24 protein-coding genes are annotated in these 20,885 nt (G+C 36.4%); all 24 read right to left on the minus strand.

Features of this window, described 5'->3' with window-relative positions; genetic code table 11:
* Positions 1 to 2 precede the first annotated feature (2 nt).
* The 24 genes from D1Z92_RS07380 to D1Z92_RS07500 all read right to left on the minus strand — a co-directional run bounded on the left by D1Z92_RS07380 (position 3) and on the right by D1Z92_RS07500 (position 20,865).
* Positions 3 to 263, minus strand: a complete 261-nt coding sequence (locus tag D1Z92_RS07380) for a BhlA/UviB family holin-like peptide (RefSeq protein WP_128895021.1) — start codon at positions 261 to 263, stop codon at positions 3 to 5.
* A gap of 44 nt (positions 264 to 307) precedes the next feature.
* Positions 308 to 3,274, minus strand: coding sequence for a hypothetical protein (locus tag D1Z92_RS07385; protein WP_128895022.1), 2,967 nt, complete (start codon positions 3,272 to 3,274; stop codon positions 308 to 310).
* Between the two features lie 151 nt (positions 3,275 to 3,425).
* Complete coding sequence (locus tag D1Z92_RS07390) at positions 3,426 to 3,887, minus strand: hypothetical protein (protein WP_128895023.1); 462 nt, start codon at positions 3,885 to 3,887, stop codon at positions 3,426 to 3,428.
* Between the two features lie 15 nt (positions 3,888 to 3,902).
* Positions 3,903 to 4,289: a hypothetical protein gene (locus tag D1Z92_RS07395; RefSeq protein ID WP_128895024.1), complete on the minus strand. Its 387-nt coding sequence runs from the start codon at positions 4,287 to 4,289 to the stop codon at positions 3,903 to 3,905.
* 23 nt (positions 4,290 to 4,312) lie between these two features.
* A complete protein-coding gene (locus D1Z92_RS07400) occupies positions 4,313 to 4,888 on the minus strand; it encodes a putative phage tail protein (protein WP_240666616.1) in 576 nt (191 codons plus the stop codon).
* A gap of 14 nt (positions 4,889 to 4,902) precedes the next feature.
* Positions 4,903 to 6,015 carry a baseplate J/gp47 family protein gene (locus D1Z92_RS07405; protein ID WP_128895026.1) on the minus strand — a complete coding sequence of 371 codons (1,113 nt, stop codon included), beginning with the start codon at positions 6,013 to 6,015 and terminating at the stop codon, positions 4,903 to 4,905.
* Positions 6,005 to 6,430, minus strand: coding sequence for a DUF2634 domain-containing protein (locus D1Z92_RS07410; RefSeq protein ID WP_128895027.1), 426 nt, complete (start codon positions 6,428 to 6,430; stop codon positions 6,005 to 6,007). The genes D1Z92_RS07405 and D1Z92_RS07410 overlap by 11 nt, the downstream gene beginning before the upstream one ends.
* The gene (locus D1Z92_RS07415; protein WP_128895028.1) at positions 6,427 to 6,975 is read right to left on the minus strand and encodes a DUF2577 family protein; all 549 of its coding nucleotides are present in this window, start codon (positions 6,973 to 6,975) and stop codon (positions 6,427 to 6,429) included. The genes D1Z92_RS07410 and D1Z92_RS07415 overlap by 4 nt, the downstream gene beginning before the upstream one ends.
* Position 6,976: 1 nt before the next feature.
* A complete protein-coding gene (locus D1Z92_RS07420; RefSeq protein ID WP_128895029.1) occupies positions 6,977 to 7,495 on the minus strand; it encodes a DUF2577 family protein in 519 nt (172 codons plus the stop codon).
* A gap of 36 nt (positions 7,496 to 7,531) precedes the next feature.
* Complete coding sequence (locus D1Z92_RS07425; protein WP_128895030.1) at positions 7,532 to 8,500, minus strand: XkdQ/YqbQ family protein; 969 nt, start codon at positions 8,498 to 8,500, stop codon at positions 7,532 to 7,534.
* A complete protein-coding gene (locus D1Z92_RS07430; protein ID WP_240666608.1) occupies positions 8,497 to 9,147 on the minus strand; it encodes a LysM peptidoglycan-binding domain-containing protein in 651 nt (216 codons plus the stop codon). The genes D1Z92_RS07425 and D1Z92_RS07430 overlap by 4 nt, the downstream gene beginning before the upstream one ends.
* Before the next feature lie 13 nt (positions 9,148 to 9,160).
* Positions 9,161 to 11,146, minus strand: a complete 1,986-nt coding sequence (locus D1Z92_RS07435) for a LysM peptidoglycan-binding domain-containing protein (protein ID WP_128895031.1) — start codon at positions 11,144 to 11,146, stop codon at positions 9,161 to 9,163.
* A gap of 185 nt (positions 11,147 to 11,331) precedes the next feature.
* A complete protein-coding gene (locus D1Z92_RS07445) occupies positions 11,332 to 11,724 on the minus strand; it encodes a phage tail assembly chaperone (protein ID WP_128895032.1) in 393 nt (130 codons plus the stop codon).
* Positions 11,725 to 11,805: 81 nt separating this feature from the next.
* Entirely contained in the window at positions 11,806 to 12,246 is a 441-nt protein-coding gene (locus D1Z92_RS07450) for a phage tail tube protein (RefSeq protein ID WP_128895033.1), read from the minus strand.
* A 32-nt stretch (positions 12,247 to 12,278) separates the two neighbouring features.
* Positions 12,279 to 13,385, minus strand: coding sequence for a phage tail sheath subtilisin-like domain-containing protein (locus tag D1Z92_RS07455; RefSeq protein ID WP_128895034.1), 1,107 nt, complete (start codon positions 13,383 to 13,385; stop codon positions 12,279 to 12,281).
* Between the two features lie 43 nt (positions 13,386 to 13,428).
* Positions 13,429 to 13,941, minus strand: a complete 513-nt coding sequence (locus D1Z92_RS07460; protein WP_128895035.1) for a hypothetical protein — start codon at positions 13,939 to 13,941, stop codon at positions 13,429 to 13,431.
* Between the two features lie 257 nt (positions 13,942 to 14,198).
* A complete protein-coding gene (locus D1Z92_RS07465) occupies positions 14,199 to 14,657 on the minus strand; it encodes a helix-turn-helix domain-containing protein (RefSeq protein ID WP_128895036.1) in 459 nt (152 codons plus the stop codon).
* Positions 14,658 to 15,078: 421 nt separating this feature from the next.
* Positions 15,079 to 15,525: a hypothetical protein gene (locus D1Z92_RS07470; RefSeq protein ID WP_128895037.1), complete on the minus strand. Its 447-nt coding sequence runs from the start codon at positions 15,523 to 15,525 to the stop codon at positions 15,079 to 15,081.
* A gap of 349 nt (positions 15,526 to 15,874) precedes the next feature.
* Entirely contained in the window at positions 15,875 to 16,504 is a 630-nt protein-coding gene (locus D1Z92_RS07475) for a hypothetical protein (protein WP_128895038.1), read from the minus strand.
* A 160-nt stretch (positions 16,505 to 16,664) separates the two neighbouring features.
* Entirely contained in the window at positions 16,665 to 17,483 is an 819-nt protein-coding gene (locus D1Z92_RS07480) for a C39 family peptidase (RefSeq protein WP_128895137.1), read from the minus strand.
* Between the two features lie 680 nt (positions 17,484 to 18,163).
* Complete coding sequence (aroA, locus tag D1Z92_RS07485; RefSeq protein ID WP_128895039.1) at positions 18,164 to 19,459, minus strand: 3-phosphoshikimate 1-carboxyvinyltransferase; 1,296 nt, start codon at positions 19,457 to 19,459, stop codon at positions 18,164 to 18,166.
* Between the two features lie 74 nt (positions 19,460 to 19,533).
* On the minus strand, positions 19,534 to 19,911 hold the full coding sequence (locus D1Z92_RS07490) for a fluoride efflux transporter FluC (RefSeq protein WP_128895040.1): 378 nt from the start codon (positions 19,909 to 19,911) through the stop codon (positions 19,534 to 19,536).
* 28 nt (positions 19,912 to 19,939) lie between these two features.
* Positions 19,940 to 20,332, minus strand: coding sequence for a fluoride efflux transporter FluC (locus D1Z92_RS07495; protein WP_128895041.1), 393 nt, complete (start codon positions 20,330 to 20,332; stop codon positions 19,940 to 19,942).
* Between the two features lie 20 nt (positions 20,333 to 20,352).
* A complete protein-coding gene (locus D1Z92_RS07500; protein ID WP_128895042.1) occupies positions 20,353 to 20,865 on the minus strand; it encodes a shikimate kinase in 513 nt (170 codons plus the stop codon).
* Between the last annotated feature and the right edge of the window lie 20 nt (positions 20,866 to 20,885).

Here is a 20,885-nt window from a genome sequence, read left to right on the forward strand (position 1 = left end):
TATTATTCCCTCCCGTCAAGCTTCTGTTCGATATCAAGAATTTTGTCGATAATGATGTCATATTTCTCTGCAAACTTATTGAGCAAAGTATAGTATCTTTTGGATCTTTCTTCGTGCTCTTTTCGCATGCTCGCTATTTCTTTACGGTAAACCTCTTCCCGCTGCGTATGTGTCCGTAGCGTCCAGTAAAAAAGGGAAACAAAAAGGACCGCGAACGGTCCATAGATGCTAAAGAAGTCAATAAAATCGTTGCTTATATCCATACCACTGACCTCCTATGTTATTTTCTATCGTTTTGCTACAACATTTATTCTACGGCAATCCATTTAAACGTAACTTTACCGTTAAGAATATTATCATGAGCACCTTCATGAGAAAATTTAAAACCATTCGTCCTTGAATATAGTGAAATACTGTCAAGATACCTCGTGTGTATACTACTATTGTCAAAGATCTCACCAAATTTAAAAATACCTTGTGAAGAGAATGACCCCCCAAAATAAACCGCACTTCCTGGGGTCACCAATCTATAAGGATTTACATTATAATCTGAATCGATTCCATACACTCTAATGATAGAGGGACTAAATGGCAAAGAAGAAATGGTAATAGCATCACTATATGTTGAACTTATATCAAGTTCAAACGTTCCTTGCGCGTGCCTTTTCCCCGTAGTTATTTTTTTAATTGCCGCTGCCATTTGTGAAAATGATTGATTTTCATTGGCACTTTGTCCCATGTCAGTAATAGCGGCAGCGATCTTCTTTTTCCCATCACTGACATTTTGAAAAAGTTCTGATAGTGCTCCTTCTATATTGTTTGATGCAAAATAATTTTTTGAATCTTTAATAGTAATATGCTCAGCTCCATAGGATTTCGGAACCTTACATATCTCTACCGCCTCAATTAGTGTTTTCCCGCTTCCTTTATAATTACAAACAAATACGAGATCAAAGTAACTTGCTCCCGGTTCAAATTTGTGATGATCTCCTTGCGTTGCTGTATTATAACCTGTAATGGAACCTTCGAAAATTTGTGACTCTGTTTGCTGTGGACTTACCGTCACTCCATTCGCTATGAAGTAGTTATATGCCGTTGCTTTATCACTAGAGATATTGTTAAAGTGATGATCTAATGCTGCCTGACCTGCAAAAAATTTACCATTTCCATCTAACTTCCTCATTCTCACTCTACCAATGTATTTACTTTCTGGATCGATCGGCATCTGCATACGTGCTTTGATCCACATGTCTCCATCTATTATCATACCTTTATGTTCACTAGAGTAATAAAACTTTTTAGTGTCATTCCCATCTCTCCAATAAATAAGCGATGACCAGTCATTGTTTCCTAATATGAAATTGCTCCCTTGATGTACTAGCTCTTTCTGTCTTATATTTGGTATACGACAGACTTCGATGGATTCAATTAATGTGGATACATTTTCTCCCTCGGGATAGAAGTTGCAAAGCAATACAAGATCAAAATAACTTGCATTTGGATCAAACTTATGATCATTACTTTCATCTGGAGCATTGTACCCAGAGATTCTACCTTCAAATATAAGGGATTTGTTTGTAGTGGCATTATATTCTGCTAGTCCATACTCCGATATAAAATAATTGTACGAATGAGCTTGATCACTTCTAAATTCATTTAATTTTTCATTTAGTGCAATTTGACCAGCATAAAAACGTCCTTTTCCGCTTAGTGGTCTTACTTTTACTCTTCCTACATACATACTATCTGGATCGATGGGCATTTGCATCCGAACTTTTAAAAATGCCTTACCTTCTACGACCATTCCCATGTCGTTTCCATCATTTTTATAGTAGTAAGTTGCGTTTTCTGTATTACTATAAATAAGAGAAGACCAATCTGTATTGCCTAAGAAAAAATCGTTCCCATGACTTGCATCCCTTAGAGCGAGCGCTTGTCCGTTGTATGTGATGGCTGACTCTGTCAATTCTAACTTAGAGGCCTTACTTCCACTACTCGCATCAATAACCGTGTTTCCTTTTATCGTAGGTATTCTAGCTTCTTTGCTGTAGACGGCTCCATGTTCGTCCCTAACTACTACACTGTTTTTATCATTCAGTTTATATACTTCTAATGATTCAATTAGCGTGGAAGCATTGGGATCTAACTCAGACAGACTTCCACCAGCTTTAATAAAGTTACAGATTATAGAAATGTCAAAGTACTTTGCAGTGGGATCAAATTTTTGATGATTTCCTTCTTTTTCATGATTGTATCCTGTAATGAGTCCTTCTGCGGAAGATGACGGAGAAAATGTATTGGATATTGTAATAAAATAGTTGTATACGACGGCTTTATCAGTAGAGTTTATTTCATTTTTTTGTTCATCTAGTGGAATCTGTCCAGCATAGGTGTATCCATTACCAGTCAGCTTGCGCGCTTTTATTTTACCAATATATACGCCTTGCCCATCTACTGGCATTTGCATGCGTAATTTCATCCATAGTTCCCCGTTTACTTGCAATCCTTTTGCTATTACACTTCCGTTGCTATCTTTTAATTCTTTGTAGTGAATCGGTTGGGGATTTTGTTGTGAATTTTTACTTTCATAAGAATATATGGACTGTTGCCATTGCTGCCATTGTTCATTTGCAATAGAAAACTGTTCACTTACTTGACTTCCTTTATACGTCAAACCATGTTCTGTAATCTCTAGTTTCGACTGTTTTTCATCGCTACTCGCATCGAGAATGGTTGTTCCTTTTATCGTGGTTGTATCAGGCTCATAGTCTACATGCGGTGCCTTATCCATCTTATATACTTCTAGTGCTTGTATTTGCCATGTACCTTTGCCTTTACATATGATACCGATATTGAAATACTTAGCATCAGGATGAAATTGATGATGTGTGTGATCACCCAGTGCATGTTGACCTGTGATCATCCCTTCAACATATTGTTCTTGATTTGTCGGCAATGCAATTTCATTCACTACGAAGTTATTGTACTCATTTGAACATTCTTCAAAAGATTCATTTAATCCGATTTGCCCTATCGCTATCGTCCCACCACTATTACTTACACTTTTTACTTTGACTCTCCCTACATATACACTCTGCGGGTCTACTGGCATTTCCATTGCAAGTTTAAGTGAAACTTCATTCGTTGCTATGACGGTGACACCATTTTGACCTACTTCACATTTTTCACCTGCTGCCTTAGTTTGAACATCACTTATGTTGTCTCCCCAGTCAGCTTGATCTAACAATACGAATTTACTTTTTACCATGGACATTGCTGCTTTCCTCCTTAAAAAAAGAACTTCTACAACAGACGAAGTTCTTTTCTACTCTTTTTTCATGTAAAAATAGCGATAGCCTCATTCCATCTAGTCTTTCATTTTTACTAGACGTAACGTAGCAACCGCTATATATCTATATTAAAATTTAATGCACAGTAACCGTCATATGGCTACCGTGTGTAATTAAATCGTGATTTATGACACTCACTTCATATACTCCGGGTTCGTGTAATGATAATGTAGCAACACCATTTTCTGCTGAAACAGTATGTTCCGTTTCGTTAACTTCAAATTGAATCGTACTCTGATAGTCAGAAACTGGATTTCCATCCCAAGTCATGATGCTACATTTTAATTCTATGTCCTCATTTTCAATGCGATCTATACTGACATTATGATGACTAGAATGAATGGTAGGTGGAGAATGTAAAGATAACACTGCTTTCAAACCTGAAAATTGCTTCGTTTGTGCGTTATATTCTGTACCAATCAGACTGTCTTTAAATTCCGCTTCGGAGATCGATATAACTGCATTACTTAAAATTTCTGTAACCGACCTGTATATAGCAACTACCTTATTATTCATTAGAACAGCATAAAAATACATATTGTATCTCCTTTCTTAAGCAAATTTTATGATATTAAAGTAACCAATTTCTCTATTCGTTTCAGGATTTACTGTTAAAATCCAACTGTTGTAGTTAGGGTCTTGTGTGAAGTCTTTAATATCATAGTTTGTGTATATTTCATATCTATCTGACTGAATGTTGGATATATATTTCAATAATTGAATTTGTACATGTTTCAAATCATCAGATGACGTTATATCTAAAGGAATATGAACTTGTTGTTTCAAACTTACCGTGCCACTATATAATTGAATGGGCACTCGCCCGAACCCATCGTCTATCTTGTTCCAATTGTCCACAAAATCTTGTCTTGATACTTGATCTTTTGGTTGTGGTAACTTTAATTTCAAATGCTGTGAATGTGTGTTTGCTTCGCTCATTGATCTTCTCCCCCTATTGTATTTCAACTATTAGGATCAAATATTTGAAATTCATCCCATGTTATTTGTTCATCGTCCAATGTTTGATATGTGAGTTGATATGCATCTAGGTCACTCCAAAGAATGTAGGTGAATACATACTCCACTTTTAAATGCGCTGGAATGACTTCATCTACTGCATGTGTAATTTGCGGAAAGCTGCTTGGTTGTCCTTTTTTTCCTCTCAATATGATTCGCACGATATTTGTATTAAATTGCTCTATGATTTCCACATTAGCTGAACCTAGTTCAAAGTATTTTGCAACCGTATCCCTAAGTGATGCTGTCGTTAACGTATTGCGTTTCAACTTTAGTTGGATAAGCTGGCGACGTCTTGCCTCCGTTTCATTTTCATCTGTATTTAATCCGCATACTTTTTCCCAATACGGTAATCCAACATCTGCCGTGGCCGTTGTAATGAAAAACTCATCTAGCAGCTTGTTTATTGCATCATCTATCGTTATGAGCTGCTGTGCTTCTTTTTTCATTATAAAATGTACTTTTTTGGAATCCTGATAATAGTAAGGAAGGTAATGTAACATCGTTTGCAAGGCATTCATGTTTTTCACTACGATCAACTTCCTTCCACAAAAGTAATGGTAATGTTATTGGTTTTGAGGGTAGCTACTTCCGTATCAGCGATTTGGATGTTAATCATGTCGTCGTTAATTTTAAGGTTACGATAGTCTTTTACTTCTTCCATATCTAATATGAACTTAGCAATATGAGCATATCTAATGACAGAACTACTGAATGCTAAGGTAGATAAATATTCAGATATCACACTTACTAACTTTTCTTTTAATGCATCTTCATCGATTGCTGTATTTGCTTGCAATGTTCTTTCTATTTCAACTTCAATCTTGATTTCTTTTTCTTCTACGCCCACCACTTCTACATACGCGCCAACAGGACGTTCTGCTTGTATCATTTGATTGGCTTTCTGTATGGTAAGTGCATCCGGCTTTTTATTTCCTTCTCCGAGCAAGACGACTTTGACTTTTCCTGGGTCAGGTGTAATGGGTAATACTTTTGCATCTTTTACTCCACTAACTTCTTTTGCCCATTTAATATAGTCGTATTTGTTTCCTGTTGCCGCTGGGCGACGCACTACTTCTAAGTAACGCTGCAATAAACTTTCATCTTTTTCCTCTTCTAGTCCCCCGTAGAAGTCTTTGCTGTTGCTTACTGTGATCCCGTTCACATCGTTGATTTCAGTAATTTGACCCGCTTGAATATTTCCTGATGTCCCTTCTTCGTCTGCTTGTACGGAAAGCGTTGTTTGATAGTGTTTGATGTTATCTATCATGATCTCATCTTCTAATTTCCCATCTTCCGTGACAACAAAGTAAATATCTTCTTTCGTTCCTACTTTTGTACCTTGCAATATCTTGGTATCTTTTACCTTACCAGTGAATGTGACTTCTCCTGATGCTTTTTGTGCTTGTTTACGATAAACTCCCATTTCGTTACATCGCTTGTCTAAAAACGAACCATAAGTGGAGTCAGCAAAGCCTAGTTTCAACACTCTATCCATAGCCACGTAAGCTTCTGCTAATTCCAATGCTGCTGGGGACAATAGGTCGTAGACGATGGAGCCTTGCGAAGTATCTATGTCTTGCTCCTCGCTCGCTTTCATAAGCATATGACTTAATATTTCTTCTTTTGTTTTATGTTCAAATGCCACGCCATGTCACCTCCTCTTCAAATGTACCTAGTGCAGATTCCACAAAAAAAGAGACGTATACACCGTCTCCGTTCGATTCAATATGAAAATCATATACGCGCTCAATATGAGGATGATAGACGAGCGCTTCCACAATATATCTGGGTATTTCAGCTTGCATTAAATCATAGGTAGAAGATTGCCCAATTAAGGAGTCTAGTTCAGAACCGTATTGATCATCGTAAATGAGGTAGTTGTATCTTGCAGTGATGAGAGCTTTACGAATAAATTGACGTAGAGCATCCATTCCATCGACATAACCACCAAGTTCTCCTAGTTCAAAATCTATACGATATGTTCTCATCGGGTTATCCTCTTCCAACTCGTCATCTCGTTGTTCATCATTATCAAAATCTTGCAATGGACTAAATGTCATAAGATCACCGCCTTATCTAGTATGATATAGTGTTGCTGGTCATGAATGACCGCCACGATCACCGTATCGTTTACTGCTAGTGGGGAAAGTATTTTTACTTCCATTGGAATGACGTTACCATCATTATCTTTTGCATTGGAAACAGCGGAATTCAGTGTCATCGAAGTGAAGGTAAATAGATTAGTTGAAAGGTTCATGTCGCCTTCAACAGGAATTTTTGGTGGTGGGGGATTTGGATTATCATAACTTCCAACAAAATTTCCTGTAGCTGAAATATCATGTCCATTAACATCTTTTGTGTATATTTCCCCTTCAATAAACTTTAGTAATTGATCATTCATTTCTATATACCTTTTATGATCTACTAAATGATCGGAAATAATAATATCACTTCCATCTAACTCCATTTCCATACGATTTAATTTCATCTTAAATGGATTTATAGAGGCAACTGTAGCTAATTCAAATCCAATGTCAGCATTATAACCTAGGAATTTAAACAACTGTATCCATTGATTAAGAGGACCACCATTTAACTTTTTCATATCACTCCTCCTTGCTCACTCTATCTAAAACGATAAAATGTTGGTTATTATCAATTGAAGCAACGATAATTCTGTCATTTACTTGTAAAGGAGAATGAATTTTATGCATTAATGGCTGGTCAACTTTAGTGCTTATCTTTGCTAATAATTTTAATTTTGTGAAATGTACTGAATCTGTAGTGATATTTATATTTCCATTTCCTGTATAGGAACCTATTGTTCCAGAGAAATTACCACTTGCAGCGATGTCATGTTCTGTTACTCCATCACTCGTCGCATCTACAATCAGACTTTGATCTACAATCTCCATTTGACGTGTATGATGTAACAAATGTTCCGCTACGATTAAGTCATCCCCTTCTAGTACTACATCCATGTTGTCTACTTTTATTTTTAATATGTTTTGATCTGCATCGATTTCCAGCACGGTTGCTAGTTCGATATCGATGTCTTTGTTGTATCCCACTTCTTTCATTAGCTGCACCATTTGACTGTATGCGTTTCCCTCTAGTTTGTTCATCGTCTCCCTCCTTTGTGAAAGAGGATAGGTATTGTATTACTTTTCACTAGCATGTTCTCTTATTGTTAAGGACATGTTATGCAAACCGTTTTCAAATGTATGCTGATCGGTTATGACATCATATAGCCCTTCCATCTTGGTCATGCCAGCTTGAATGTTTACAACGGTTCCTGCAATGACAGCTTCATTTCCAAGTGCTTCAAGATGAGTTTCATGGGTAACCTTGCCCCTTTGTTTGAGCAATTGATTTGCTAGCTGCTTCATGCCTTCCTTCTTCTTATCCATCCCGACGTATTGTAGGTGCTGCATTGTACCATATTTTTTTGCTAGGGAAGCATCTTCTTTTACTACTTCCATGGGCTTTTTCTTGTTATCATTACTTAAAATTTTGATTTTATTTTTCATTTCCTCTATCGATTTAGAATGAGAAGCAGAAAGTATATTTACACCTTGTTCTAGTTTCCATTCCACTTCTTCCTCTGCTACATCTAACAAATGTAACTTACCTTGCTTAGAGGAGAGGATATATTTCTTGCCTGTGTGATCTTCTGTCTCTGCTAATGCCGTTTTCATCATATCCCATAGCGTTCTGTCTCGAAGTAGAAGCTTCGGTATATTATAAGTGGTATCGACAATCGTTCCAGTAGGAATGTTAAATTCCTTACAACATTGTTTCACGATATCGGATGCCTTTTTATTTACAAATTTTTTTGTATCTATATTTTTTGTTAAATACACATTTTCATCGTATGCCGTTAGACTCATGCTTCCTTGCAAATCCATTTGATCGGTAAAAATGACGCCGCGAAATAACTCTTGATCGTCTTTTAGTAGTCGGAGAGACTTTCCTGGTTCAAAATCGATGAAGGTAGATTTTCCATCCACTGTATTATGAACGTTTATTTCACACTTTCGAAATGGTTGATCTTGATTACCCGACCACGTAATACGGTTCACAATGGGATTAAGAACAGTCTCTTTGTTATACTCTACTTTTATATTCACGCTGGGATCACCAACTTTTGACCTGGAAAAATTTTATCGGGATCTTCCCCTATTGTCTTTCTATTCGCGTTATAGATTATCTGCCACTTGCTTCCGTCTCGATACATTTTGTGAGCGATTTTCCATAGTGAATCGCCTGGTACTACGATATAAGTTTTAGGCGTTTTCTTCGTGCTCGGTCTTTTCTGTTGTAACTTTTTACCGCCGTCTTGTTCCTCTATTTTTTCAAAAGTGAGGTAGCGATATTCTTTTAACTGCAAATCATAATAAACGTCTCCAGGACTCCCCGCTCTTTCCTCATATTGAAAGGAGCGAATCGTAACGGGATAATTAATTTTATTTTGCCCTGTAACAACCAACCGAATAGGTTCGCCGATTCGCTGCCATTTTTCTATTAAGTTGACACTGTCCCAAGGTAAGGCTAGATCATCATACTCACAGTACCCTCTATGATAGTCACGAGGAAAAAAAGAAGATAGACTAAATTCTCTTAATTGCTTGTCCCCTATGACGGTATATTCACCTAGCTGCGGTACTTGCAAATCGTTAAAGTGATGGGGCGATGTCATTTTAATAGTAGGTGGATTAACTGGCAACTGAAATTGCTCTTGCTCACTATCTTTTTCGTAGATTAGCCATATTTGCAATAGAATTCACCTCCTAAGCATAGGACATGCTTGCTTCTTTTAATTTGTTGACTAATAATCTAGTAAAATGATCTACATCTTTTTCTTGCGTCTCTTGCTGAGCGGTGTAGTTAATATGAATTTGAAATGTATTATTCACATTTCCTTGTGCACCAAATTCGAATGATTTTCTTACTGGATTGGTTGCATTGTAAGTGCTATCCACTTTTACAGTCCCTAACTTTGGTGATGAACTTGTCAGCATTAATTGTTGTCCAGGTAAAATAAGATTCGGATCAGAGCCGATCACCGCTCTATTCTGCGCATATATTTCCTTCCATTTCATCGGGTTTCCGTATCTCTGTTTAGCAATATTCCATAAGTTATCTCCTTTTTGAACGACATAACTGCTGTTTGCTCCAGCATCTCTGGAAAGAAATTTTCCAGCTTTCTTTCCGAAGCTCGGTAATTTACTCCAGTTTTTGCACACCCATTTTCCTGCTTTTTCACCGAGTTCGCCTCCTATCGTTCCTCCAATTAACGTACCCAGAGGTCCTCCCACTGTAGTTCCTATTGCTGCCCCTAATGCCGTTCCTATGGATGAACCAACAATATCTGCTGCTGCCTCACCTTTGTCTTTTGCTGTAGAAAATTTAAATATTTTCTCTCCTATATCTATTGCTTTTCCTACTGGACCTAATAATTTAGTAAATTTTCTTCTTGAAAAGCGAAGTAAAAGATGTGACTTTTTATAAGCTTTCGTTTCTGTCATTCGACCTAGCAGTTTGAATTTCTTTGTCATATTTTTAAATAAATCAGTATCAACACCATGCGTGATAAACTTTATCGCTTTCTGCGCGTTATCTAGGATTTTTTTTGCTCCAAAAATCTGTTTCATAGCATTCCATGAAGCATTATTTTTCGTTTTGCTAGGTTCTTTACTGTTCATACCTGGTAGAATTAACTTTTGTCCCGGAAGAATATAATCTGGATTATTTCCTATGATCTCTTTATTGTTTGCATATATTTCTTTCCATTTCATCGGATCTCCATAATGCTGTTTGGCAATATTCCATAAGTTGTCTCCTTTTGTTACGGTATATGCACTTTTTATTTTTTTACCACCAAACAATGTTTTAGTTGCCTTCCACATAGATGCAGCAGCAGTCTTTATTCCATCCCAGCGATCTATGATCCATTGACCAGCCTGTTTTCCCACTTTCGCGCCAGCATCACGGAATAAAAAACGACCCGTTTTTTCAGTAAACTGTGGTAATTTACTCCAATTTTTATACACCCATTTTGCTGCTTTCCCACCAAGCTCCCCACCGATAGTACCTCCTATCATAGTACCTAGGGGACCACCTAATGATCCAATTGCTGCTCCTAAGGCAGTTCCTAGTGTAGAACCGATAATATCAGCTGCTGCCTCACCTTTGTCTTTGGCTTTAGAAAATTTAAAAATTTTCTCACCAATATCTATCGCTTTCCCAACTGGACCTAATAGCTTGGTGAATTTTCTTCTTGAAAATCGTAAGAGTAAATGTGCCTTTTTAAATATTTTTTTATTGATTAACTTGCCCAATGGCTTAAAAGCAGTTGAAAGGGATTTGAATGCTTTTGAGTCAATACCATGTGTGATATATTTGATTGCTTTTTCAACATGATCTAGTGCTTTTTTTGCTCCTAGTATTTGTTTGAAACCGTCTATTAAAGATAACCCCGGTTTCTTTCCTGCTGCATTGCTTGTGGTTATTCCACTACCCTTCATGGACATTATTTTAGATGAAGCAGTAGCTTGATAAATATTTACTATTTTGTTTGTGTTAGATATATTAGAAATATTTTTAATATTTGTTATTTTGGTTACTTTTGTTTGTTTTGAACACATTTTATTGTCCTGTTGCATATGTTCTATGGAAGCAATGAGTTTGTGCATTTTTTTAATGAGCTTACCATGCTTATCTAATGTTCTATTCATGTCACTTAACACATTATTCGTTAAATTGAGCGATGACATTTATTGTCCTCCTTTCTGAGCTCGCTTTATTTTCTGTATCTCCTTCTGCTCCTCTTCAAGTTGAAGCAGGGTAGAGGCGAACATAAAATGTTTTGCTCCTATTGATTTATTGTAAATTTCATCAGGAGGTAGTCCATGCCGTTGAAAAATAACATGGTATAAATAAGCTTTACCACCTGATTGTATTAGTTTTTTATTTCTTCGATTTCTTCCTCTTCATCTGAAAAACCTGATAATGATAAGATTTCATTTGACAGTTTTGAAATTTCCCCTGCCAGCAATCTTTTTTGTATAACATCTGCTGGAGTTGGGCCAAATTTTTCTATTAGTTCTGACGAAGACCATTGAGGAATGAGACAAGCCTTTTCAATAATAAGTGCACCAAACTTTTCCTCGTCTAGCTCTTTTCCACCTTTAATAGGGAAACTTGCTTGTTCACGAATGCGGTTGATTGTTTTTCCATCTAACGCTTGAATGGTAAAAGAAACACCGAAACGTTTCATGAATATATTTTTCTCTGGCTTCAAATCTGTATCTAAAAGCGAACGAAGTACGTCGTTTTCGTTATGCATAGTCATAATCACATCATCCTTTATCGTTTTTTGTACAAAGAAAAATGACGAGTGAATATCACCCGTCACATCTTTGCATCGTTCCCATTAAACAGAAGCAATGGTATCGATTAATTCATAACCCGTAAAAGTAAAAGGTAACTCCTCTTCTACAATAGAACCCACTTCATAGTTAATTAATGGAATGTTATCAAATTGCACTCCTTTTAGACGTACACGATAAGAACCGAAAGATTCTGGATCTTTCAACGCTAAAATTAATTCTGTACTATAAAATACTCCGCTTTTATCATCTGCAATTGAACCAATCTTCTCAATTAATTCAGTCGTTACTTTATATCCTGTCATCGTACCTGTCCCTGTTAGCCCCGTCACTTTATGAGAGACCCAACGAGTACCTGCACGTTGAATTTCTTCTTTATTAATTTCTACTGTAGCTTCCGCACTTTTTATATTCGTTAGCCACACACCGTCTTGCCATACTTCCCCATATGTTCCGTTAATTATTTTGGTTGAATCTAGTGCCATGTTACATCACTTCTCCTTTATCATTTAGTATATTAAACATCAATAGTAATAAATATACGTTCCATTGAATCTAATTCACGATATGAAATGTTAACAAATACCTGGTCGTTAATAGACTTTTCAGCATCTAATGTAACCACAATATCCGTTAGTACACTTGCTGTTTCTAAACGCTCTAAGTAAGCTTTTATTGCTGCTACAAGTGCTTTTTGCCCATCTTCACTATTATCTAGTTTACCAATATAGGAATCTTTCGCTGTATTGCTAATATCGGTGGAAACAGCTTGTCGTGCGCGAATGGCACGGATCTTATCTTTTGTCATGGTAATCCCTTGCTCCACTTTCACTTTGTTTCCGTCGTGAACCATTACTAATGCACCAGCATTTAAGAAATCTTCCATCGCTGCATTACTAAAGCGTTGATTAACGGTATAACCTGGTACTTGCTGATAAGTAATCGATTTATTAATTGGTGTTGTAGCAATTAATCCTGCAATATACGGCGCATATACCTGTGAGTTATATTGTATATCGTTATTTACTACACCGTTGACTAGTTGCACAATGTATTTACCATTATTATAATTTGGAAGTTGATATGAAATTGAATTACCATCCGAATCTACAGTACTTTCACCTATGGCTAATGTATCATCATCTCTTCCAAACACGCCCATAAAATGCTTGCCTGCGTCCATGTTATTTTCAATCCAAAACGCAGTTTTATATCTTGCAACATCATTCACTTTACTATCTTTTCCATCAAAAACAAATACGTTAAAATCATACCCTTCTAGTGCATTGACAATGGCGGAAACGTCACCACTATCCCCCACAGCACCAGTGTACACAAGCACTTTCTTCGCACCTGCTTGCAATGCCATTTCAATGGAAGTAATATCTCCTACAGTAGTAGTATCTGTCTTTTTTACGAATAAATCATTTGCTTGCTGTAACGTTTCAATCGTATACACTTTTCCATTTGCAGCTTTATCATCACCAACTGCGTAGGAAAATAGGTTCATCGCTACCGTACCTCGCGCACCACCGCTAATTTGTGCTGCAGCTGCTTCCTCGAAATTAATATATAGACCTGGTCTTACTTTCAAAGCTGTTGGATCCCATGTTCCTCCTGCCATGTTACATTCCTCCTAAAATAATTTATTTTTTTATGAAAAGTTATTATATTTCGGCCTGTGCAATCAAGTTATTATTGACGTACATTTTATTCATCTTATCCCATGATTGTTGTTGCATCGGCACTCGCTCCGTGGTCAACAACACTCCAGTGCATTGGTGCATCCCAATTTGTTCAGTAGTTTGGGAGTCTTCATTTTGCGGTATCTGCTTTACTTCATTTATGATGAAGTATTCTACTGCTATTCCGTTATTAGCCTGCTTATGTTGGTTTTGATTCGTCGAAATCGGAATGCCTTGTACTTGATGCAAAACCTCACTCAGTTTATCCATTTCCATCAATGCCTGTTCCGCACTAACGTCTACGTATTCAATACGACATTGACGCTGTATGATCATATGTTGCTGCATTTGTTTTTCTCTCTTATCTTCCACATGATACATATAAAATGTGTCCCCGTTTATCGTATTTGAAAAGTGATGTTTTACTACTTGTTTTGTAGGGAATTGACTTTTTATCACATCTTCTATTGCTTGAAAGTACTCCGCAATTGCCATCTGGTTCCCTCCTTAAGCAAATGATGAGCGTTTGCAGTAGCAATAACATCTTAATTAATCATAAGAAAAAGATATCCATTTTCGAGTTATGACGATAAACAATGACTTTCACCTCCTTTCAATGGAAAATGCCATCCACATCCGCAAAGGGTGTACATGGCATTCAACTATATGGAAGATATTTTTTTCTTGTCTTTATCTTATCAGTTCAAGCGTACTGCCTGCATCTTTCCTGTTTTTCCTGCAACAACTGCAAATTACCGCTTTACTTTGATTACTGCTTGCCCTTTATGATTACTTGCATTTACTTGCTTCTGCATACTTCGGTGAATATGATGCACAATAGCATCTCTAATATTGTACACATTACGCTCACTAATTTGTAAATGTTTAGATATAGATACGATGGACATACCGTCTAAAATACAATGCAACACTGCTGTCATTCTATCATCGTTAATGGATTCCGTATGCTCATTAATCAGTCTTACCTTTTTTTCTAGCTTGAAAATGATGCTCCCATAACGGTCTTTTCTTATGACAAAATTTGCAACTTTATCTGTAGGATTCCCTCTTCCTTTAGGCATGCTTGCTTCTATTCCATATTGTGAAGTGGATGCTGTCGGTGTCATATCAAGTTCTTTATACAGTCTTAAAATTTCTTTCTCCATCCAATGAAAATCTTTCAGTGCTTCTCTAATTTCTTTTTTATTCATACACAACACCATCCAATCCATTTTGATGAATGAAACATAAAAAAATAATATCTTATTGGTTATTATTTTCTATATAAAGAAATATTTATTTAATAATTTAGCTATCATCGATGTTGTCACTATCTGCTGTCATAATTAATTAACTTACTATTCTTTTATTATACCAAACATTTGTTCTGCATTGAATATGATTACTATAATTTGTCCTATCTTTATTTTAACAAACAACATCGAAGTTCCGCATCTTTACTGCTTTTCCTGCAACATCTGCACTATATTTAGACATAAGAAAATCCATCCCATAAAGTTGAAGATATCTCAATCATGTTGTTTTTCTACTCTTCTACTCTTGCCATCATTATATCTCATCCCCCTTTTTTCATGCATCTTTCCTGTTTTTCCTGCATATACAGCAAACATATTAGACAGTTATAACATTATTAAACCTATCTAGATGTTCTTTTTGTTTGTGTATACTTTCATAAATATGATTGATTATGGCATCCCGAATATTGTATATGTTGCGTTCACTTATGTTTAAATGTTTGGATATAGAAACAATCGTCATACCATCCAAAATGCAATATAACACCGCTGTCATTCGATCTTCTTTGATACTTTCTGTATGATCATGTATCATCCTCACTTTCTTCTCTAATTTATGTATGATCTTTCGATATCGGTCTTTTCTAATTACAAAAGTACCAACTATATCAGCACATGCTCGTTCTTGTATCATCATAGATTCCATTTCATATCGTGATGTTGACCCACTTGATGTTACATGTAATTCAGCATACAATCTTAATATTTCACTCTCCATCCAATGAAAATCTTTCAATGCTAACCTTATCTCTTGTTTATTCATTTTTTATACACCATCCTATTGTTTCAACTGAATGTTGAATATATTTTTATGTGAAATTGGAAAATTCAAATGTCTAAACTAAGGTTAATTTTTTAAAAAATGTGTTTAATTATATATTTCATTAATTTTATTTACAGAATATTTAAGATTTTAAAGAATATTATACCGTCTTTTCATTGTTTATTATGGTTTATTAATTTGAAAAATTAAATTTTTATGCATTTATTATTATTATACATTCAAATATTATCGATTCATTCTTTCTGCTTTTGCTGCAATGTCTGCAAATTATGTAAATTACAACAATTGCACAATAAAAAAACTCCGGCAAACACCGGAGTTTGTTGCTTTATTGTTGGCTTTGTTGACCACCAGTTGAAGCTGGTTGATAGTATTGATTCACGTTGTATCCTGGTTGATTCCCTTTGTAATTGGATTGGTGGAATTGTCCAGTACTAGCTTGATATGATTGACCAGCTTGTTGGCCTCCCATTGCTCCAGCAGATTGCTGATACGATTGTCCTTGGCCTGCACTTTGTTGAGGCTCTTGATACTGCTGACCTTGACCTGCGTATTGTTGTTGATCAGAAGCTTCTTTGTACTGGTTGTACTGATATGGTTGTTGATTTCCCACGTAGTTTGACATGTGGAACTGGCTTGGGTTTTGTTGTTGATATTGACCTTGCTGTCCACCAGATTGTTGTCCCATTCCTTGTTGCATACCAGCACCAGCTTGAGCACCATATTGAGCGGTGTATTGTGCATTTGTTTGATATGCTTGCTCATATTGGTTTGTGTTGTATCCTGATTGGTTCCCTTTATAGTTTGATGTATGGAACTGACTTGGACTTTGTTGCTGCTGATATTGGCTTTGTTGTGCACCTGCACCGTATTGCTGTGTGCTCATGCTTTGTCCATATCCTTGTGACGACGCTTGGTATCCAGACTTCTGCTTGCCTCCAGATTGTTGGTTATACATAACTTCCTCCTATTGTGAATAAATCTTCATGAATGTCATGAAGTCCTTTATAGTGATTGCATGTATAGTGTTTCACATATCACAAAAATTATGAGGAAGTTTGTTACATAATTGTATCTCAACATTTACCAATTAACATGGAACATAGGAAGTTCAAATATTATACATTATCTTCATCTTTATCATTATTTTCATAAGAAAGAGCTTGTTTACCCATTACATTCCAACTTACGATAAATTGTTCCTTATCTACTTTTACAGGGAATTGTTTTTTCAACGGATCATTAATGTACACATGATCTTCATCGTAACCAACAAGTAAAACGGCATGTTCTTTAAACGTCGTACGAATAGGACCTAAATCTGTATCCCAAATCACCCAATCTGTTGGATTATTGTATTCAACGGTTGTCCAAACGACAACAGGGATGCCATCGGCTACTTGTTTTTCTAACTCTGCAAAGGATTTACCCGTTAAATCCACTGCACTTGGCATGTACGATTGCAACAACGGAAACAAAGCTGCATGATAAATGCCGAATCCCGGTTCATTTAGTGTGATATTACCTACAAACCCAACGTTCGGATTTCCCCAGTATGCTATTTCTCCACTCTTGTTTCGAACGAGTGGCGTCGTGTCTTTTTTCATCTCTTCAGCTAACTTAAGCTTGTCTACATCTAAACCACTATACTGCAATAGCATTGTAAGGCTAGTGATTTCACAGCCACGTGGAAGCTCGGGATATTGCAGTACATGAGGCGCTGTTACCATAGCTTCCGCAGAATGTGGAATATCCAACACATTTTGCTCAATGGGCACCGTTTGCATCGCCTCTACTGTGGTATCCATTGTATAAATGACATTCGCTGTTGTTTTATGCATATATTGATCGTATAAAATCACTGTCATGGCACTACTCATCAGCATTACGGAAATAACAAATATAATCGTTGGTATGATACCAAGCTTTTTGAACATGAGTTTCAAGTTAATCAACACCCCGTTCTATATAACATGGTTGAACACGTTCACTCAACTTATATATAAGATGGAGAAATAATAAGACATATGTTTACGCCTCAGTTGCCAGGCGTAAAGGTTCATATAGGAATTTCTCCATCTTATGTTAGTGGTAATAAGTTGCTTGAACAAGTTCACTCAACTTATCTAAGATGAAGAAATAATAAGACATATGTTTACGCCTCAGTTGCCAGGCGTAAAGGTTCATATAGGAATATCTCCATCTTATGTTAGTGGTAATAAGTTGCTTGAACACGTTGCAACTTATCTATAAGATGAAGAAATAACAAGATATGTTTACGCCTCAGTTGCCAGGCGTAAAGGTTCATATAGGAATATCTCCATCTTATGTTAGTGGTAATAAGTTGCTTGAACACGTTGCAACTTATCTATAAGATGAAGAAATAACAAGATATGTTTACGCCTCAGTTGCCAGGCGTAAAGGTTCATATAGGAATTTCTCCATCTTATGTTAGTGGTAATAAGTTGCTTGAACTTGTTTCTTCAACTTATCTAAGATGAAGAAATAACAAGATATGTTTACGCCTCAGTTGCCAGGCGTAAAGGTTCATATAGGAATTTCTCCATCTTATGTTAGTGGTAATAAGTTGCTTGAACTTGTTTCTTCAACTTATCTATTACGCTTTACTTAATTGGATATTTGCTCCTAGTGCTTTTAAATGTTCAAAATACTGAGGATAGGATTTTGCTACATGTTCTGCATCATTAATAATAAGACCTTTTTCTGATCTTAATCCCACAATGGATAAAGCCATGATGACTCGATGATCATAATGAGCATCTATTTCCACACCACCAGCAACTCCAGATGGAGTTCCATGTACGATAATCTCACTTTGTCGCTCTTCCACATTAGCTCCAGCTTTGCGCAATTCATTTAAAAAGTCAGTTATTCGATCACACTCTTTGTATCGCAGGTTCTCCACATTGTAAAAACGAGATGTTCCCTCTGCATGTACAGCCGCTGCTACCATAGCTAAAACACCATCTGTGAATTCATCGCCATCAAATTCACCAGCAACAAGCTTGCCATTTCCCTTTACATGCACTACACCGTCTTGATGCGTTAATGGTACCTGCATTTTATTTAATACGGATACAACTTCACGCTCACCTTGTTTACTATGTTCAAGTAGTCTTCTCACTTTTACATCTGAGTTTGTCACTGCTGCTGCAGCTAAAATAGCTGCTGAACCAGGATAATCACCTTCTACCTCGTAAGTTCTGCTTTGGTAAGATTGATTGCCTGGTATCTTATAGTGCATGAGATCTTCTGCAGCTTCAAATGTAATACCAGCTTGTTGTAATACGTCTAATGTTTGACTAACGACAATTTTTGATTTTAAATCATGAGTTACCGTAATTTCTGTATCTTGTTCTAACAATGGAGCTAAAAATAATAAAGAACTTAGATATTGCGAACTAATGGTTCCAGATACTTTCAATTTTCCTCCCGTAGGAGATCCTCCATATATAGTTATCGGCAATTTACCCTGTACATGTTCTACTTTTACGTTCATTTGTTGCAAAACATCAATAAGATCATCATGTGGTCTTTTTCCTAACGAGTCTGGGTAACGATTAATGAACTCAGCTTGCTCACAAAACGTAACGGTAGACATTAGAAAACGAAGGACTGCACCTGCATTCCCCACATCTAGTGTAACTTTCTTGTTTGGCTTCTTTCCAAAACCTTTAATTTTTATTTTATGCTCATCTTCTTCTAGTTTCGCACCTAATTCCTGAATACAACGTCGCATGGCATCGCTATCTTCACTGTGTGCAGGATAATATATTTCGCTTACCCCTTCACTTAATGCAGCCGCCAATAAATATCTAGTTGTATAATTTTTTGAAGAAAGAGCCTGCATATCTCCTTGTAAATGTGTTGTCGGTTTTACTATTGCTTTCATTTTCTTCTCCTTTTCTCCGATATTTTCATTAAAATATGAAACATATCGGGACACAGTATTCTCATCTATTCCATTTAAAATATTGCAATTATCTTATCGCCTATGATATAACCTAAAAAAGCTGAACCAATTCCTAAACCATACGTTAGCGTAATGTACACATAACCTTTGTTAGACTTTTTCTTCACGGCCATAGTAAACCATTCCATATGAACCGTTGAAAATGTAGTAAAAGCACCCATAAAGCCTGTTCCTAAAAACAACCATACATTTCCAGCATGAATATGCATGGCCCATAAAAAAGCCAACAAAAAGCAGCCTACACTATTTACAGTTAATGTTCCATAAGGAAATACGCCTTTGTAAGCCGAGGAGATTTTCACACTAAGAACGTATCTTGAAATCGCTCCGCAAAAACCACCAGCCATGATCGCTAACCATGAAGTATACATGAGTACTCACCTTTCTGCTCCTTACACATCATTTCTTTTGTTTCCTATGTCCCATTAAAAATCCAAGCCAAGCAAACAAAATTCCCCCACTAATACTACTTATAACGTACAAAAGAGCGATGCCATAAGCATGATTATGTATGAGAAGCACTGTCTCTAAACTAAACGTAGAAAACGTAGTATAAGATCCAACTAAACCCGTAGTGATTGCTGTCCTTAACCAAGGTGCCCACGTATGATTAGACCATGCTGTGACCATCCACATTAATACGAAAGTGCCTGTCCAATTACATAATAAAGTTGCCCATGGAAAATGGGAAGTTTCGATAGTCAAAAAGTAAGAAACACTATAACGAAGTAATGATCCTAAGCTGCCAGCTATACCAATAGCGAAAAGAGAAAAACGATGTTGTGTAAACATAGCTTTCCTCCTTTTCAGCCTTATTTTTTTTCTGATATGAATGTAGTAATATATTCCACAATTTCATCTACAGTGCGGTGATCCGTTTCAATGGATTGGGATGCAAAATCATACATCCCTTCTCGTTTTGCCAACAGTTTGGATATCATTTCTTTCGCGTCACCTTGCAACAAGGGACGAGCGGAATCTGATTTCACTCTTTCAAAAATCGTAGTTTCATCCGCTTTTAAATGAATAACCAGTCCATTTCGCATCATCAACTGTACATTATGTGGGGAAAGAACCGCTCCCCCACCTGTTGCTATGACTTGATTTTTATTTTGCAATGCGTCAGTAAGCACTTTCGTTTCCACTTTTCTAAAATAATCTTCACCAAAAAGAGAGAAAATATCGGGAATGGATTTGTTTTCGTACTCAGTAATTTGATGATCGATATCTGTATATACCATGCCGCATTCACTTGCAAGTCGCTTTCCTACAGCTGATTTTCCTGTCCCCATAAAACCTATTAAAATAATATTTTTATGTTGCATCTTCTATCTCCAAATCTTCA

This window comes from Longirhabdus pacifica (genome assembly GCF_004115085.1).
Taxonomy (GTDB): Bacteria; Bacillota; Bacilli; order Paenibacillales; family DSM-105158; genus Longirhabdus; species Longirhabdus pacifica.

Bases quoted from the DNA above. Each gene is read 5' to 3' on its own strand.
- D1Z92_RS07380 (WP_128895021.1), bottom strand. From the start codon at position 263: ATGGATATAAGCAACGATTTTATTGACTTCTTTAGCATCTATGGACCG.
- D1Z92_RS07385 (WP_128895022.1), bottom strand. From the start codon at position 3,274: ATGTCCATGGTAAAAAGTAAATTCGTATTGTTAGATCAAGCTGACTGG.
- D1Z92_RS07390 (WP_128895023.1), bottom strand. From the start codon at position 3,887: ATGTATTTTTATGCTGTTCTAATGAATAATAAGGTAGTTGCTATATAC.
- D1Z92_RS07395 (WP_128895024.1), bottom strand. From the start codon at position 4,289: ATGAGCGAAGCAAACACACATTCACAGCATTTGAAATTAAAGTTACCA.
- D1Z92_RS07400 (WP_240666616.1), bottom strand. From the start codon at position 4,888: ATGAATGCCTTGCAAACGATGTTACATTACCTTCCTTACTATTATCAG.
- D1Z92_RS07410 (WP_128895027.1), bottom strand. From the start codon at position 6,430: ATGACATTTAGTCCATTGCAAGATTTTGATAATGATGAACAACGAGAT.
- D1Z92_RS07415 (WP_128895028.1), bottom strand. From the start codon at position 6,975: ATGAAAAAGTTAAATGGTGGTCCTCTTAATCAATGGATACAGTTGTTT.
- D1Z92_RS07420 (WP_128895029.1), bottom strand. From the start codon at position 7,495: ATGAACAAACTAGAGGGAAACGCATACAGTCAAATGGTGCAGCTAATG.
- D1Z92_RS07435 (WP_128895031.1), bottom strand. From the start codon at position 11,146: ATGTCATCGCTCAATTTAACGAATAATGTGTTAAGTGACATGAATAGA.
- D1Z92_RS07445 (WP_128895032.1), bottom strand. From the start codon at position 11,724: ATGACTATGCATAACGAAAACGACGTACTTCGTTCGCTTTTAGATACA.
- D1Z92_RS07450 (WP_128895033.1), bottom strand. From the start codon at position 12,246: ATGGCACTAGATTCAACCAAAATAATTAACGGAACATATGGGGAAGTA.
- D1Z92_RS07455 (WP_128895034.1), bottom strand. From the start codon at position 13,385: ATGGCAGGAGGAACATGGGATCCAACAGCTTTGAAAGTAAGACCAGGT.
- D1Z92_RS07460 (WP_128895035.1), bottom strand. From the start codon at position 13,941: ATGGCAATTGCGGAGTACTTTCAAGCAATAGAAGATGTGATAAAAAGT.
- D1Z92_RS07465 (WP_128895036.1), bottom strand. From the start codon at position 14,657: ATGAATAAAAAAGAAATTAGAGAAGCACTGAAAGATTTTCATTGGATG.
- D1Z92_RS07470 (WP_128895037.1), bottom strand. From the start codon at position 15,525: ATGAATAAACAAGAGATAAGGTTAGCATTGAAAGATTTTCATTGGATG.
- D1Z92_RS07475 (WP_128895038.1), bottom strand. From the start codon at position 16,504: ATGTATAACCAACAATCTGGAGGCAAGCAGAAGTCTGGATACCAAGCG.
- D1Z92_RS07480 (WP_128895137.1), bottom strand. From the start codon at position 17,483: ATGTTCAAAAAGCTTGGTATCATACCAACGATTATATTTGTTATTTCC.
- aroA (WP_128895039.1), bottom strand. From the start codon at position 19,459: ATGAAAGCAATAGTAAAACCGACAACACATTTACAAGGAGATATGCAG.
- D1Z92_RS07490 (WP_128895040.1), bottom strand. From the start codon at position 19,911: ATGTATACTTCATGGTTAGCGATCATGGCTGGTGGTTTTTGCGGAGCG.
- D1Z92_RS07495 (WP_128895041.1), bottom strand. From the start codon at position 20,332: ATGTTTACACAACATCGTTTTTCTCTTTTCGCTATTGGTATAGCTGGC.
- D1Z92_RS07500 (WP_128895042.1), bottom strand. From the start codon at position 20,865: ATGCAACATAAAAATATTATTTTAATAGGTTTTATGGGGACAGGAAAA.